Below are 14,976 nucleotides of genomic sequence, written 5' to 3' on the forward strand. Positions count from 1 at the left end.
GGCTCACAGGAAGGGCGGACCCGCAGGAGGGCGACGAAGCGCGGCGGCTCGCCGCCTCAGGGCCTCGTCGCCCCGGGCATTCGAGCACTCGGCCCCCGGTCGCCGCCGGGGGTGGCGTTGAGGTAGTCGCGTCGGACTTCGCGCTGAACGGCGGTGTCCGGGGTGGAGCCGTTGAGGATCCCGCCCAGACGCAGATGGGAGATCACATCGAGTGCCGGACGCACCCGGTTGAAGGTGTAGAGGTGGACGCCGGGGGCACCGCCGTCGAGGACGGCGGAGGCCAGGGTGAGGGTGGCGTCGATGCCCGCGGCAGCGGCGGCCACCCCGTCGGAGCGCTCCAGGGTGCGCACCAGGTCGGCCGGGACGCAGACGCCGGTCAGGGCCTCCAGGCGGGTCAGACGTTTGAGGTCGGTCAGTGGAATGATCCCGGGCAGGATCGGCATGGTCACCCCGGAGTAGAGGGCGGCGCGTCGCAGCGCCAGGTAGTCCTCGGGGTCGTAGAAGACCTGGGTGATCGCCAGGTCCGCGCCCGCGGCCTGCTTGGCGGCCAGCACCTCGATACCGGTGCCGTGGTCGATATCGGCCGGGTAGGCGGCCACGGCGACCTGGAGGTGGCGGGCGCCGTCGTCGAAGTAGTCGGCCTCGACCTCGCGGATGACGCGCACCAGGTCGTCGGCGTGAGGGAGCTCCCCGGCGACGTCCTCGGCGGCGAAGCCCCGCGGCGGGTCGCCGCGCAGGGCCAGGAAGCGGCGCACGCCCATGTCGAGGAAGTGACGGACGATCTCGACGACGCTGTCCTTGCGGTAGCCGATGCAGGTCAGGTGCGCCATGAGCGGCACCTCTGATCGGGACAGCACGTGGGAGACGACGTCCTCGGCGGGGTTGCGCTCGCGCCGGACGTGGACGTGCGTCCTCGTGCCGGTCGCGTTGCCGGTGCTATCAGTGGTGTCGGCGCTATGAGAGCCGCTGGGCCCGTCGGGTCGGCCGGGACTGTCGAGGTCGCTGGTGCCGCTGGTCACGAAGGAGGGCCGGTAGGTGACGGAGGCGAAGTCGGGGCGAGTGCCCAGCAGTCGGTCGAGCGCACCCCAGGTCTGCGTGACATGACGCCCGGGCCGCGGCGGAAAGAGCTCGAGGGATAGGGAAGGACGCGCCGTAGGCGCGGCTGGGGCGGGCACGGCGCCGGGCACAGCTGGGGCGGGCACGGCGCCGGGCACAGCTGGGGCGGGCACGGCGCCAGACACAGCCGGGGCGGGCACGGCGCCAGACACAGCCGGGGCGGGCACGGCGCCAGACACAGGACGCGCCGCGCGCAGAAAAGCACCGGCGTTGCTCGGCTGATCGGGGGACATCGTCATTCGGTCTCCATCGGTCCCGGCAGAAGCACCCACCACGAGGGGGTTGCTGCGGCGTCATCAAGCCGGGTCTCTCGGCCGCTCTGGATGGAACGGCGGTAAGTGTAGCGCCTCCGTACAGACCAGGCAGCAGTGTCCGCCGATCGGGAAAACAACCAGTCGAACAATAAACGGGCCGGTCGCGCCGCGCAAACGCTTCACGCTGCCAGCGCAATCCAAGTGCTCCCCATGCTGATGCCGTGACCACCGTTGACGCCTGCTCTAGGTTTGCCGTATGACGGAGATCAGCATCGACACGGCCCGCGGCATCACTCTGGCCGCGACTCTGTGCGTGCCGGATACCGCCGATCCGCTGGATCTCCCCGAACTGAGCACCGCCCTGGAGGCGGGCCGGACCGCCCCCGCCCGCCACGAGGGCGCCGTCATCCTCGCGCACAATTTCCTCACCGACCGGCATGGGCTGGCGCACCGCCTCGACGAACTCGCCGCACGCTACCGGAAGGCGGGGCTGACCACCTTGCAGTTCGACTTCTCCGGGCTGGGCGAGTCCGATGACGACGTCATCACGCTCGCCGGGGAGATCGAGGACATTCAGGCCGTCTGCGGCTGGCTGGCGGATCGGGGCTTCGCCAGGCAGGCGATCCACGCCAACGGCCTCGGCGCGACCGCCACCCTGCTGGCCCGACCGGAGCAGGTGCGCACCGTCGTGGCGGTCGGCGCAGTGGTCGGCCCGCAGTCCATCCTGTGGGAGAACGTCTTCTCCTCCGCGCAGCTCGACGAGCTCGACCGCCACGGCCTGACCCGCCTTCCCGATGACAACCCCAACTCGCGCCACTGGGACGTGCTGAGCAAGGAGACTCTGGCCGACGTCTCGCTGCAGTCCCCCGACAAGACGATGGCGGACCTGCCCTGGCCGATCCTCATGCTGCACGGCGCCCTGACCGACGAGTTCCCGGACACCGCCGAGGCCGCCACCGAGGGCTTCCCCCTGCTGCGCGACGGCAGTCGGCTCCAGCAGGTGCGCTGCGATGACGCCGAGACGGCGCAGGAAGAGGTCGCGCAGCTGGCGATCGAGTGGATCACGCACCGGCTGGACTGAGGACGCAGGCGATCGGCGCCCCGCAGACCGGTCCCGCCGCGCACGTTGCACATGGGAGAAGCGCAACGATAAAGAGGCAAAGCCAGTTTCTCCCGGAATCATGGGGTTCCGCGAGATTCGTCAACAACGGTTGCCAGTCTCCCATGTGCACAGGAGGGGGTCACCGCACATGGGAGAACATCACCCTTCTTCGACGATGTCATTCTTCCGCAGAATCACAGGGATCATCGCAACGTGCACCGCCATCGGGTGTGCAAAGACGCCGGCAGTCGAGGCCGTCCGGCTTTCTCATCCCCGCACTCGCTGGCGCCAGGCGCGCGTCCCGAAGACCTCGGTCGAGGCGGCGGCAACCGCGCAGGCGCGCTCCACGGCGGCGCCCAGGACGGGCCCGGCAATGTCTCCGCGCCGGGCCCCGACCAGACCATGGGCGAGCGCCCCGTGAAAGATGTCGCCGGCGCCAAGGGTGTCGACCGCTTCGACTCGCGGCGGAGCAACAGCGCCGCGGGCGCCCGCGCACCACCACAGGGCGGGATCCGCACCGCGGGTGATGACGGCCCCGTGGGCTCCCGCGTCGAGCAGCCAGTGCGCCACATCCTCCGGTGCCGCCATGAGACCGGAAGGCCCGGGCGGGTAGAAGCGCGCCGACGCCGCCACCACATCGCAGCATCCGGGCAGATTCGCAGCGTCGTCCTTCCACGACCCGGCATCCATGACGCTGAGAGCACCCACTCGTGCCGCCAGGTCCAGGCCGACAGCGGCGAGAACGGGATTGTGCCCGTCGATCAGGACGATTCCAGGCGGGGACTTCCGCCCGGCGGCCACCTGCGAGGCGTATCGCTCAAGCGGGGCGGGATCGGCACCGGCGCGGGCATTGGTGGACACCACGGAGCGCTGACCGGTGGCGGCGGTGACGGTGCACGAGGAGATCGACAGGCCCGAGGCCATCGGGGCGGCGGAGGTGACAGCGCTCACGGCGCTCACGGCGTTCACGCCATTCACTGCATCCGCTGCGCCCGCTGAATCCACTGCATCCGCCGTCAACGCGGGTTCAAGGCAGTCAGGGCGGTCAGGACAGTCGGGGCGAGCGGTGCTCTCAGAGCAATCAATGAGCTCGACGCCGCACGCCGCCAGGTCGGCGCGCACGAAATCGGCCAGAGGGCCGGCGCCCACGGGTGCGGCGAGAATCGCGCGGCCGCCGAGGGCCGCGAAGGCGACGGCGGCGTTGGTGGCCGGGCCGCCGGCGGCGATAATCTGGTCGAGGGCCACGATCTTGTCGTCGGGAGCGGGCGGCGCCTCGACGAGCTGGATCACATCAACGACGGCGAGCCCGCAGAACAGGCCGACGGGACGGGCGGCAGGCGGTGGCGAGTCGGGTGCGTTCACTCTCCTACTCGATCTCCCGATGCTGCGGCGCAAATATCACGCCGGGCGATACGCCGTCGCATTTCCGGCCCTGTCGTAGGCGATCAGCAGATCTCCCTGAACGCTGAAGCTCGACCTGTCTCCGAGAGCTATCGGATCCGGCGACTGCCCCGTGGTCATGTCAACGAGGTGGAGGAATTCCTCATTGCTATCGTTATGTTCGTAGAATGTGGCTATCTGACCGTCTCCCGAATGGTAGACAGCCTGAATCGGCGAGGTCCCGTAGCAGCTGCCCGATTTGCCCTTGGTCAGGGCATTCTCCTTTCCGAGATCGATGTCGTTGTCCCCGACGGTGATCGAATTACATGATGCATCTGCCTGCGAAACGGAGTATGTGCTCGGAGCCCAGGAAACATCTCCGTCTTTGAGCCACAGACGCGCCTGGTCAAGGGTGAAGGGGACGGGAGTCCAGGGATACGTGGTGAATTGCTCATCGACCCCGGATTCGAAGGTCTCCCTGGTGGAGCCGTCGGCCTCGTACAGGTTGACGGCATGCGACTGTCGGCCCGCATAGACGATCCAGTTCTTCCACACGGTTATCCAGGAGGCCGAGCCGCTGACCTCCTCCTCCCAGAGTTGCTCGGGCGCCCCATCCCCCAGCCTGTACACCGTCACGGTCGCGGCATCGGGCCCGCTCAGCATGCGAATGAGCTTGTCGCCCATGATCGTTATGGACGCGTCTCCGCCGAGGCCGGCCGGTGCGTCCAGAGTCCACGCCTCCTCGACTCCATTCAACCAGTCGCTCGACCAGCGATCGCCGGAATCCGCGACATTAGTTCCGGCACTAGCACTGGCACCGACTTCATGACGGTCACTTTTCACCCAAAACCATATGAGGATTCCAACAACGGTAATAACAACCAGAACGCGCACCGCCACCAAGACGACCACTAAAACGATAATGCCTGTGTGTCTTCGCCTCGGAGGCCTCGAGCTCCTATAGGCGGGGGAATAGCCGTAGCCGGGAGAAGAATTGGGAGCGGCCGCCTGCTGCCCGGCGGCGGGCGGGTACTGCCCGACCGGACGCGACACCGCCTGGCCTGGCTGATTCGGATCGGGCACGCCGCCGTAAGGGACCGGTCGGGACTGATCAGGACCTGCCATGCGCTCGAGCCTGCCACACACGCCCGCACGACGAAAGGTGCGGACAAGGCCCACCGAGATCGGTCGTAATCCGCGCCGAGATCGGTCCGAGACACCGGCGTATTGCCCGCTACGATTTGAGGGACTCCAGTCGAGGAGGTGGCGGATGGATGACGCGGTGATCGATGCGCTCCGGCGCGCCGTGTCGATGAGCCCCGATGATGCCGCCCTGCGGCTCCACCTCGCCGACCTGCTCTTCAAGGCGGGGCACACCGGTGAGGCCGTGCAGCACTGCGCGCTGGTCCTGGCCGATAAGCCCACGCATGCCGGCGCGCTCTCGCTGCTGACGCGGGCCAGCGACCCGGCAGGCTCGGCACCGCCGGACGCCCCCGCGGCCCCCACCCCGGGACCGGGAGGATCGACGTCGGGGACTTTCGACTGGCAGCGCGCGGAAGCGGACCTCAATGGCCAGGCCCCCGCGTTCACGACCATCAGGGACGTGCCCGCGCCGCCCGAGGAGGTCTGGGACGTCGAGGCGAGCCCGCTCACGCTCAACGACGTCGGCGGGATGACCGAGGCCAAGCGCGCCATCGAGCTGCAGTTCTTCGGCCCCCTGCGCCATCCGGAGCTGCGACAGGCGTTCGGCAAGCCCCTGGGCGGCGGCCTGCTCATGTACGGACCGCCCGGGTGCGGCAAGTCCTTCATCGCCCGCGCCATCGCCGGGGAGATGGGGGCCGCCTTCCTCAACGTCACCGTCGCCGACGTCCTCGACATGTACGTCGGAGTCTCCGAGAGCAACATGCACGAGCTCTTCCTCATGGCGCGGCGCCGGGCTCCGATCGTCCTGTTCTTCGACGAGCTCGATGCGATCGGCATGCGGCGCCACGCCGACAGGGGCAGTCAGGCGACGCGGAACACCACCGTCCAGCTCCTCGCCGAGCTGGACGGGGTCGACTCCGACAACGAGGGCGTGTACGTGCTGGCCGCCACCAACCGGCCGTGGGACCTCGATACGGCGCTGCGCCGTCCCGGCCGGTTCGACCGCTCCGTCCTGGTCCTGCCCCCGGACGAGGAGGCCCGGTACGCGATCTTCTGGCACCATCTCAAGAACCGCCCCGTATCCGGGATCGACCTCGCTTGGCTGGCGCAGCACTCCGACGGGCTCACGGGCGCCGATATCGCCGGGGTCTGCGAACAGGCCACCGAGGCCGCCCTGGCGGAGTCGATGCGCACCGAGCGGGTCCGGATGATCACCATGCGGGACCTGCAGAGGGTTCTCCGCCGGACCCGGCCCAGCTGCGGCGCATGGTTCTCCAGCGCCCGCAACGTCGTCGCCTATGCGAATAACGACGGCGAGTACGACGACCTGCGCCGCTACATGGCCGCGCGCAAGCTCCTATGACGGACTCCACTCCCGGCGGCGTGCCGGAGTATCCCGACGACGCCGCGGACCAGCCCAGTGATGCCGACTACGCGGGCCGCCTGGAGCGGGCCGCTCTGCTGCGCACGATGGGGCAGCCCGACCGCGCCGTGGAGGAGGCCGGCCGCCTGTGCGTCGACTTCCCCGACTCGCCGCAGGCGCACCTCGAGCTCGCGCTCGTCCTGCTCGAGGCCGAACGCGTTGACGAGGCGCGCCGCGAGGCTCATGAGGCGCTGGCCCTCGACCCCGGCAACGCCTGGGCGACGTTCTTGTCCGCCGAGCTGACGCCCTCCTTCTCCTTGCTCAAGCGTCGGAGTCTCATGCGCCGGGTCGTGGAGCTCGATCCAGACAGCGGCGTGGCCCTGGCCCGGCTCGCCCTGCTCGAGCGCCATTGCGGCGCCGGACGCCGACGATGCCGAAAGCTGGCCGAGAGGGCTCTCGACGCGGAGCCCTACAACCCGTCCGTGTACGTGGCCGTCGCCGAGCTGGAGCTAAGCCTGGACAACGTCAGACGGGCACGGGCCCGGGTGAGCGAGGCGCTGTCGCTGAGTCCCGATCACGCCGGCGCCCTGGCGCTGCAGGCCAAGCTGGCCAGCAGCACGAAGCAGATCCGTGAGGCGCGCACGGCCCTCAGCTCGGCCCTCGCCGTCGACCCGACCGACAGCCGGCTCGCTTCCGGTGTCCACGAACTCGGCCACAAGTTCTACGATCCGCTGACGTGGGGCATCGCATGCATGGACATGCTCATCCTCGTGTTCACGTGGCCGGCGGTACGGCCGAACCACAGCACGGCACCCGAGCTGATCGCCTCCAACAACTACTTCCTCATTCCGGTGCTGGAGTTCATATGGCTGGTATGCGGCGGGTTCCTCTGCCGGCGCGCGATGCGGACGCTCCGAGGACTCGGTGAGCAGCGCGCCGCCGTCATGGCGGCCTACCGTCGCGCCCATCCGACTGCCGTTCCGGTGGCAATCGCCGCGGTCCTCGGCGCCGCCGTCCAGGTCGTCCTGTGCATCATGGTGCGCCGCCTCGATGTGGCGTGGTGGGCCGCAGCCGCCGCGCTGGCGCTCATCCTCACGGTGACGGCGGTCGCCTTCTGGCGCCGCAGCAGGCAGTAGCAGCGGTAGTACGGGTAGTAGGGGTGTCAGCAGCCCCGCACCGGGGCTCCGCCGCAGGCCCGCGACGCGGAGCGCGCCCCGGAGAACGGCCGACTCGCCTTCTTACGATGCGCGCCCCTCCGCCTTCTCTGCATCCTCTGCATCCCCTGCCTTCTCTGTCTCCTCTGCGACCGGCGGCTGCCGGGAGGACGCGCTCCGCGGCGCGGCGCCGTCGTCGGGCCCGGGCACCCGAGCCGCCCGGGAGTGGGAAGAGCCAGAAGGGTCGGAGGGGCCGGGGGCCGTCGTCGTCCCCCTTGCCTCCGCCGCCTCCACCAGCAGCTCGACGCGCTCGGACAGCGCGGCCACCTGCTGCTGGAGGGCGTCGACCTGGGCGCGCGTGGCCGCCTCCTGTTCGGCATTCTCCTCGGCCACGAGCGAGACGATCCAGGAGGCGAGCGTGGCGGTCACGACGCCGGCGAGCGCGACGCCGCCGATCATGAGCAGCACTGCGGCGCACCGGCCCACCGCGGTGACGGGCGCCAGGTCGCCGTAGCCGATGGTCGTGATGGTCACCAGCGACCACCAGACCGCCTGCCCGAAGGTGGTGATCGGCGTCCCGGGCTCGCCCCGCTCGGCGTCGAGCACCGCCAGGGAGGACAGGAGGACGAGCAGACTCACGCCGCCGGCGGTGTAGGCCGTGATCCGCCCGCGCAGGGCCGTCCCGGCACTGCGCTGGAGCACTCCGAGCAGGGCGATGAGTCGCAGCAGCCGCAGCGGCCTGAGCACGGGCAGGACGACGATCATGAGGTCGAGCAGGTGCCGGAGGAACCAGCGTCCGCGGTCGGCGGCGAGCATCAGGCGCACGAGGTAGTCGATGACGATGACCGCCCACACGATGTTCATCGTCAGCTCGGCGCCGGCCCGGGCCGCACCGCGCGGATCGGCGATGACCTCCCACGCGTAGACGGCGAGGAAGACGAGGGCGGCGAGGGTCAGCGGCCACTCGGATGCACGCTCCCAGGTGCGCAGACGGGTACGGCGACTCTGCTCCTCCGACATGCGACCCATCGTAGGCGGGGCTCGCACGGGCCGCCCGCACTACTCGGCCCACGCCCCGCACACAAGAGACCTTGCGCAGGGACATGCCCCGCACGATCCTGGGCGATAACCCCGAAGAGCAACGAATAAAAAGGGGCGAGCAGGCCCATGATCGATATGGATGCCGTGAGCAGAGACATTGAGACTGGGCGGGTGGAGCTGACCGCCAGCAGCAAGGCGATCCTGTCTCTCGGAACTCGTAGACGGATCTGGAGGGCTATATGATCGACCCCCAGAACGACGAGGCCTCATACCGCCACCGAATTGAACTGGACGGGATGTGCGTGCGGCGCGTGCAGCACCTCTGGAATCGCGTCTTCCCTGGCGACAACCGCATTGAGGAGATGCTCGCCCTCGCCCAAAAGCTCGTCAACCAGCAGATAGACCCAAAGCAGGCCGAGAATCGCGCAGAGGACTTTCCTGTCGATGTATCCGGTGAAGTAGAAAATATCACCGCACCCACGCAGTCCGCCATTCTTATCGCCGAGAGAGCGGCACACATGACAATTTCAGCCTGTTATCGAAATCCCGACTACAATACTGCAGAAGGTGAAACAGCTGATGATGAGTTGCTACCGGACTCCCTCGATACAAGCTACTGCTGCGCGAGCGCTGCTGCCGGTGCGTTGAACTGGATGCCGATCGAGAAGACGGATGCGCCTGCGCGCCGGCCGTTCTGGAGCTGGTACCTGGACGAGGCCATCCCCACCGTCCTGGCCGGCTGACGAGCAGGAGAGCAAGGGCATACCCAGCAGCACCAAGGACCACTCCACCGTCCCGCCGATGTCTTTGACAAGGCGGATAACTTCCACGCCGGCTCAGTCTGCGTGTAGTAGGTCAGGGCGCCTCCCTGATCTGGCTCTGGCGTGGCATGCTATTCGGGCCTTCTCCGGCACCTCCTCCCGGAACACCCAGTGTCCTTGCCGGGGAAGTCGAGGAGCCAGGGAGGAGGTGGGGGCCGTGTCCAAGCCGAAAGGCCGACATGCCAAAGTCCGCAAGGGCAAGAAGACGGCCCGGAAGGTGAGCGACATCTTAACCAGTCTCGCTCACCTGATCCGGGCCATCGGTGTCCTTGTGGATGCCCTCGGTAAGTGGCTCGACTGAGCCGCCTACCCGGGGAGCCATCCGGTGACAGCCGGGTGGCTCCCCACCAGTATGCCCGCCGAGGCCTCTCGTGTCCACGACGGCCCCGGTCCCGCCACATTCATGCTGAATTCGTGCTGAATTCATGCCGGATTCATGCCGGATTCATGCCGGCCGGCACCGGCCGCACCGACAAGCCGCGCGGCGGAGAGCCGCCCTTTCCCGAATGGCTCGGCCGTCCAAGACGAGGCGCGGGCAGCTCCGGCACCGGCCGCGCGGACCATCAGCGGACCATCCACGGAAGACGACGGGATCCCCACTGCTCGTCCGCGAATAAGAGGCCGGTATAGTCTTGAGCGGCTTATGGACACCGCCGAGAACCCCGAGGACATGCCGCTGCCCGCCGTCGCGGGCGACCTCGACGACGCCACCCACGTCACAGACACCAGCGCGAACGCGCCTGCACCTCCCCGCTCCGATCGCGGCCGTCCCGGCGAGCATCCCGGCCACTCGCGCCACAGCGATCGCAATCAACACAATAAACACGGAGAGCACAGGGAGCACAGATCGCGCGGAGAGCGCAGCCGCCGGAATCGACACCGCGGCAGCCGCCCCGACAGGCGCCGCAGCACCTGGCACGGCTACTCCCCCGATCAGCTCGCCGCCCGAGCCGCGTCGGTCCCCGCCCTGATCTACCCCGAGGAGCTGCCGGTCAGCGCGCGCCGCGACGAGATCGCCGAGGCCATCCGCGACAACCAGGTCGTCATCGTCGCCGGCGAGACCGGATCGGGCAAGACCACACAGCTGCCCAAGATCTGCCTGGAGCTGGGACGGGGCGTCACCGGCATGATCGGCCACACCCAGCCGCGCCGCATCGCCGCCAGGTCCGTCGCCGAACGCATCGCCCACGAGCTCGGCACCCGGATCGGGCGCGAGGGCATCATCGGCTACCAGGTGCGCTTCACCGAGGAGACCGGCCCGAGCACGCTCGTCAAACTCATGACCGACGGCATCCTCCTGGCTGAGATCCAGTCCGATCCGATGCTCTCGCGCTACGACACGATCATCGTGGACGAGGCCCACGAGCGCAGCCTCACCATCGACTTCATCCTGGGGTACCTCGCCCGGCTCCTCCCCCGCCGTCCGGATCTGAAGGTCATCATCACCTCCGCCACCATCGATTCGGCCCGCTTCGCCGAGCACTTCGGGCGCCGCGAGGCCGAACGCCACGAGGCCGGCGACCGCGGCGAGTCCTCCGCTGAGCCCGCTGAACCTGCCCCCGTCATCGAGGTCTCGGGCCGCACCTACCCCGTCGAGATCCGCTACCGCCCGCTGCTGGCCGACGACGGCCTCGACGTCGGCCCCGGGCACACCCCGCACGGCGCCGGCGGGCACGTCCCCGGCGACGACTCAGACGGCCCCAACAGCCCTGATGCGCGCCCCGCCCCCGGCCCGGCTCCGTCGTCCGCCCCGCAGGAGGACCGCGACCAGGTCACCGGCATCCTGGACGCCGTCGATGAGCTCATGGCCGCGGGCGACGGCGACATCCTCGTCTTCCTCGCCGGGGAGCGGGACATCCGCGACACCGAGGCCGCCCTCATCGACCACCTGGGGCCGCGCTACACCCCGGACGGGCGCAGCCGCGCTCCGGGCGCCGTCGAGGTCGTGCCGCTGTACTCGCGCCTGAGCGCCGCCGAACAGCATCGTGTCTTCGAGGCGCACTCCACCCGCCGCATCGTGCTGGCCACCAACGTCGCCGAGACGTCCCTGACCGTGCCGGGAATCCGCTACGTCATCGACCCGGGCCTGGCGCGCATCTCCCGCTACTCCAACCGCACGAAGGTTCAGCGCCTCCCGATCGAGCCGGTCAGCCGGGCGAGCGCCGACCAGCGCTCGGGCCGCTGCGGGCGCGTGGCCGACGGCATCGCCATCCGCCTGTACTCCGAGGCCGACTACCGCTCGCGCCCCGAGTACACCGAGCCGGAGATCCTGCGCACCTCGCTGGCCAGCGTCATCCTGCAGATGGCGGCGCTCGGTCTCGGCGCGGTCGAGGACTTCCCCTTCCTGGACGCCCCCGACCCGCGCGCCGTGCGCGACGGCCTGCAGCTGCTCACCGAGATCGGGGCGATCGAGTCGGGCGCAGGGGATCCAGAGCACCCGGCGCGCCCCGGGCGCACGGGGAGCCCCGAAAGCCCTGAAGCCCCCAAGACCCCTGCGGGCACAGGCGGAGCCGGCCCCCGGACCACCGGCCGCCGCTCGCCCCGAGCCCTGGCCCGCGGACCGCGACTGACCGCCGTCGGCCGGCGCCTGGCCCGCCTGCCCATCGACCCGCGCCTGGGGCGCATGCTGCTGGAGGCCGGCGAGCTCGGCTGCGCCGGCGAGGTCATGGTGATCGTGGCGGCGCTGTCCATCCAGGACGTGCGCGAGCGCCCGGCCGACCGCCAGGAGGCGGCCGACGCCATGCACCGGCGCCTGGCCGACCCGACCAGCGACTTCCTGACCTACCTGAACCTGTGGCGCTACCTGCGCACCCAGCAGCGCGAGCTGTCCGGCTCCGCCTTCCGCCGCATGTGCAGAGCGGAGTTCCTCCACTACCTGCGCGTGCGCGAGTGGTTCGACGTCCACGCCCAGCTGCGTCAGCTCGCCCGCCCGCTGGGGCTGGACGCCGCCCCCGTCGAGCTGCCCACCATGCGGTCGATCCGCGCGGCCGGGGCGGCACTGGAGCCGGGCACCCAGGCGGCCACGATCGCCCACGGGGACGTCGCGGCCGCCGTCGTGGCCCTGGGCCGCAGCGCGGATACGCCCGACGCCGACGCCATCCACCGCTCCCTGCTGGTGGGGCTGCTGTCCAACGTCGGCAACTGGGACGAGCGGCGGCGCGAGTACGCCGGGGCGCGCGGGACCCGCTTCACCATCTGGCCGGGCTCGGGGCTGCGCCGCAAGACCTACGACTGGGTGATGACCGCCGAGCTGGTGGAGACCTCACGCCTGTTCGCGCGCACGGTGGCCAGGGTCGATGGGCGCTGGGTCGAGGAGGTCGGCGAGCGGGCGGGCCTGACCAAGCGCGTCTTCGGCGAGCCCTACTGGTCCACGCGGCACGGCGCCGCCATGGTCCACGAAAAGGTCCTGCTGTACGGGATGACGCTGGCGGCGGACCGGCCCGCGACCCTGGCGAGCGTGGGCACGCCCGCAGCCCGCGAGGTCGCCCGGGAGATGTTCATCCGCTCCGGGCTGGTCGAGGGCGGCTGGCATGCGCGGCACGGCTTCGTGGAGCGCAACCGGGAGCTGGTCGAGGAGCTCGGCGACGTCGAGCGGCGGCGCCGGGTCCACGGGCTACTGGCCGACGACGAGGCCCTGTTCGACTTCTACGACGTCCGCCTGCCCGACGGCATCTACGGGGCCAACGACTTCGACGCCTGGTGGAAGCGCGAGCGGCGGCAGCACCCCGATCTGCTGGACTACACGCGCGAGCTGCTCCTGCCCGGCGGGGACGACGCCTCCGGCTACCCGGATCGCTGGGTCCAGGGCGACCTCACCCTGAGCCTGGACTACGTGTTCGAGCCGGGCGCCCCCGACGACGGCGTCAGCGTGCAGGTGCCCGTCGAGGTGCTGGGGCGGCTGACCCCGAACGGCTTCGACTGGCTGGTGCCCGGGATGCGCCCCGAACTGGTGGTGGCGACCATCCGCGCCCTGCCCAAACGGGTGCGCCGTCGGCTCGTGCCCGCACCCGACGTCGGGGCGCAGGTGTGGGCAACCATGCGCGAGCAGGTCCCGGGCGCCGGGGGCCAGGGGACTGCCGGCGGCGAGGGGACTGCCGACGGCGAGACGGCCGCGAGCGCGCCGGCGGTCTCCTTCCGGGAGGCCTTCGCCGCGGCTGTGGCGCGACTGCGCGACGTCGAGATCACCGACGCCGACTGGGCCGAGGCCGACGAGCGCCTGCCAGACCATCTGCGCATCGCCTTCGTGGCCCTGGACGCTCGAGGGCGGAGGCTCGGCCGCGGCACGGATCTCGTCGCCCTGCAGAAGCGCCTGTCGGGGCGCACGGAGCAGGCGGTGCGCTCGGTCGTGCGCGGGGCGCTGGCGCAGGCGATGGCCGAGGCGCAGGAGCGCGAGGACGCCCGTGGCCGCAAGCGGGGCGGGAAGGGACGCAAGCGCGGGGGCCGGGGTGGCCGGACCGGCGGCGTGCCCTCCGGGGTCGGAGCCGGCGGCCCGGGCGGCTCAGCCGGGTCGGCAGACTCGACCGGTGCAGCCGGCACGACTGCGCCGGCAACCGGGACTGCCTCCGCGTCGGGCCCCGCCCCCGGAGCCGGGAGCGCCCCGGGCCGGCGGGACGGCATCCGGGCCGGCCTTGCCGAGCGCACGGGACTGTCGGACTGGCCCAGCGGCGTGCCGGGGCTGGAGGCGCCGGAGCGCTCGACGATCCCGGCGACGGTGGAGTCCACCGGGACGGCGGGGCTGGTCGTGCGCGGCTACCCGACGTTGCGGGCCCGCAGCGCGCGCAGCGCGGATCTGGTCATCCTGTCCGACGCCGACGCCCAGGCGCGCGAGCACGGCGGCGGCGTGACAGCGCTCGCCCTGGCGCGGACCTTCCTGCCCGTCGGGCGGGTGACGAGCCGGTGGACGGCAGACGAGTCCCTGACTCTGGCGGCCAGCCCCTACCGGAGCACCGAGGCGCTCGTGGAGGATGTGGAACTGGCCGCGGCGCGCGTGGTCGCCGGCCGGTGGGCGGCGACATCGGGCCACGATCTGGCCGCGGTGCGCGAGCGGGTCGTCTTCACCGAGCTGGTCGGCGTCATGCGCGACGAGCTCGAGGACGAGGTCTACCGGGCGGCCCAGGCGGTTGCGCGCACGCTGGCCGCTCAGCGGGAGGTGGAGCGCGCCGTCGGAGCGCACACGTCCCTGGCGCTGCTGAACACGCTCCAGCAGGTGCGCGAGCACGCCGCCGAGCTCGTCTTCGACGGCTTCGTCGCGGCCACCCCGGCCGAGCAGCTGACGCATCTGCCGCGATATCTCAAGGCCCTGGCGCTGCGGGTGGAGAAGGCGGAGTCCTCCCCCACTCAGGACGCGGCCCTGGCCTACCAGGTGGCCGAGGCGAGCGCCGTCGTCGACAGGGCGCGGGAGCGCAGCGCGTCGGCGCCGCCCGACGCCGAGCGCGAGGCGGTGCTGGTCGAGGCGCGCTGGATGCTCGAGGAGCTGCGGGTGAGCCTGTTCGCCCAGACGCTGGGGACGAGCCGCAAGGTGAGCCTCCAGCGGATCAGCAAGCTCGTCGCCAAGCTCTGATCCCCCGAGATCGGTCCGCTTCCGCGCCGAGATCGGTCCATC

10 protein-coding genes and 1 riboswitch are annotated in these 14,976 nt (G+C 70.6%); of the genes, 6 read left to right on the plus strand and 4 right to left on the minus strand.

The annotated features are described in order from the left end of the window. Window positions 1-56 precede the first annotated feature (56 nt). Window positions 57-1,355, minus strand: coding sequence for a methylenetetrahydrofolate reductase (locus tag W5W_RS0100400; protein ID WP_017193889.1), 1,299 nt, complete (start codon window positions 1,353-1,355; stop codon window positions 57-59). 4 nt (window positions 1,356-1,359) lie between these two features. Continuing rightward, a riboswitch (SAM riboswitch) is annotated at window positions 1,360-1,446 on the minus strand. A gap of 180 nt (window positions 1,447-1,626) precedes the next feature. Here W5W_RS0100400 and W5W_RS0100405 point away from each other — a divergent pair. Beyond that, entirely contained in the window at window positions 1,627-2,451 is an 825-nt protein-coding gene (locus W5W_RS0100405; RefSeq protein WP_017193890.1) for an alpha/beta hydrolase family protein, read from the plus strand. A 288-nt stretch (window positions 2,452-2,739) separates the two neighbouring features. On the opposite strand, the gene W5W_RS0100410 is transcribed toward W5W_RS0100405, so the two are convergent. Then, window positions 2,740-3,834 carry a PfkB family carbohydrate kinase gene (locus tag W5W_RS0100410; protein WP_017193891.1) on the minus strand — a complete coding sequence of 365 codons (1,095 nt, stop codon included), beginning with the start codon at window positions 3,832-3,834 and terminating at the stop codon, window positions 2,740-2,742. A gap of 36 nt (window positions 3,835-3,870) precedes the next feature. Continuing rightward, window positions 3,871-4,977, minus strand: coding sequence for a hypothetical protein (locus W5W_RS0100415; RefSeq protein ID WP_238533201.1), 1,107 nt, complete (start codon window positions 4,975-4,977; stop codon window positions 3,871-3,873). Window positions 4,978-5,122: 145 nt separating this feature from the next. On the opposite strand from W5W_RS0100415, the gene W5W_RS0100420 reads away from it, so the two are divergent. Together W5W_RS0100420 and W5W_RS0100425 are read left to right on the plus strand one after the other, a co-directional pair. Next, a complete protein-coding gene (locus tag W5W_RS0100420; RefSeq protein WP_017193893.1) occupies window positions 5,123-6,358 on the plus strand; it encodes an AAA family ATPase in 1,236 nt (411 codons plus the stop codon). After that, window positions 6,355-7,494, plus strand: a complete 1,140-nt coding sequence (locus W5W_RS0100425; RefSeq protein ID WP_017193894.1) for a tetratricopeptide repeat protein — start codon at window positions 6,355-6,357, stop codon at window positions 7,492-7,494. The genes W5W_RS0100420 and W5W_RS0100425 overlap by 4 nt, the downstream gene beginning before the upstream one ends. Before the next feature lie 102 nt (window positions 7,495-7,596). Here the strand turns inward: W5W_RS0100425 and W5W_RS0100430 are convergent, their stop codons facing one another. Beyond that, window positions 7,597-8,532 carry an ion channel gene (locus W5W_RS0100430; RefSeq protein ID WP_017193895.1) on the minus strand — a complete coding sequence of 312 codons (936 nt, stop codon included), beginning with the start codon at window positions 8,530-8,532 and terminating at the stop codon, window positions 7,597-7,599. Between the two features lie 260 nt (window positions 8,533-8,792). On the opposite strand from W5W_RS0100430, the gene W5W_RS0100440 reads away from it, so the two are divergent. From W5W_RS0100440 to W5W_RS0100450, 3 genes are all read left to right on the plus strand, one after another. After that, window positions 8,793-9,296, plus strand: coding sequence for an Imm5 family immunity protein (locus W5W_RS0100440; RefSeq protein ID WP_017193896.1), 504 nt, complete (start codon window positions 8,793-8,795; stop codon window positions 9,294-9,296). A gap of 235 nt (window positions 9,297-9,531) precedes the next feature. After that, window positions 9,532-9,675 (plus strand): hypothetical protein, encoded by a 144-nt coding sequence (locus tag W5W_RS16360; protein ID WP_162829709.1) that lies wholly within the window; start codon window positions 9,532-9,534, stop codon window positions 9,673-9,675. A gap of 342 nt (window positions 9,676-10,017) precedes the next feature. Beyond that, a complete protein-coding gene (locus W5W_RS0100450) occupies window positions 10,018-14,934 on the plus strand; it encodes a DUF3418 domain-containing protein (protein ID WP_017193898.1) in 4,917 nt (1,638 codons plus the stop codon). Window positions 14,935-14,976: the final 42 nt, after the last annotated feature.

It is taken from the genome of Actinomyces massiliensis 4401292 (genome assembly GCF_000269805.1).
In the GTDB taxonomy this organism is placed as follows: domain Bacteria; phylum Actinomycetota; class Actinomycetes; order Actinomycetales; family Actinomycetaceae; genus Actinomyces; species Actinomyces massiliensis.

What these genes read in the sequence shown, in the direction of transcription:
- W5W_RS0100400 (WP_017193889.1), bottom strand. Translation starts at nt 1,355, where the DNA reads ATGACGATGTCCCCCGATCAGCCGAGCAACGCCGGTGCTTTTCTGCGC.
- W5W_RS0100405 (WP_017193890.1), top strand. Translation starts at nt 1,627, where the DNA reads ATGACGGAGATCAGCATCGACACGGCCCGCGGCATCACTCTGGCCGCG.
- W5W_RS0100415 (WP_238533201.1), bottom strand. Translation starts at nt 4,977, where the DNA reads ATGGCAGGTCCTGATCAGTCCCGACCGGTCCCTTACGGCGGCGTGCCC.
- W5W_RS0100420 (WP_017193893.1), top strand. Translation starts at nt 5,123, where the DNA reads ATGGATGACGCGGTGATCGATGCGCTCCGGCGCGCCGTGTCGATGAGC.
- W5W_RS0100425 (WP_017193894.1), top strand. Translation starts at nt 6,355, where the DNA reads ATGACGGACTCCACTCCCGGCGGCGTGCCGGAGTATCCCGACGACGCC.
- W5W_RS0100430 (WP_017193895.1), bottom strand. Translation starts at nt 8,532, where the DNA reads ATGTCGGAGGAGCAGAGTCGCCGTACCCGTCTGCGCACCTGGGAGCGT.
- W5W_RS0100440 (WP_017193896.1), top strand. Translation starts at nt 8,793, where the DNA reads ATGATCGACCCCCAGAACGACGAGGCCTCATACCGCCACCGAATTGAA.
- W5W_RS0100450 (WP_017193898.1), top strand. Translation starts at nt 10,018, where the DNA reads ATGGACACCGCCGAGAACCCCGAGGACATGCCGCTGCCCGCCGTCGCG.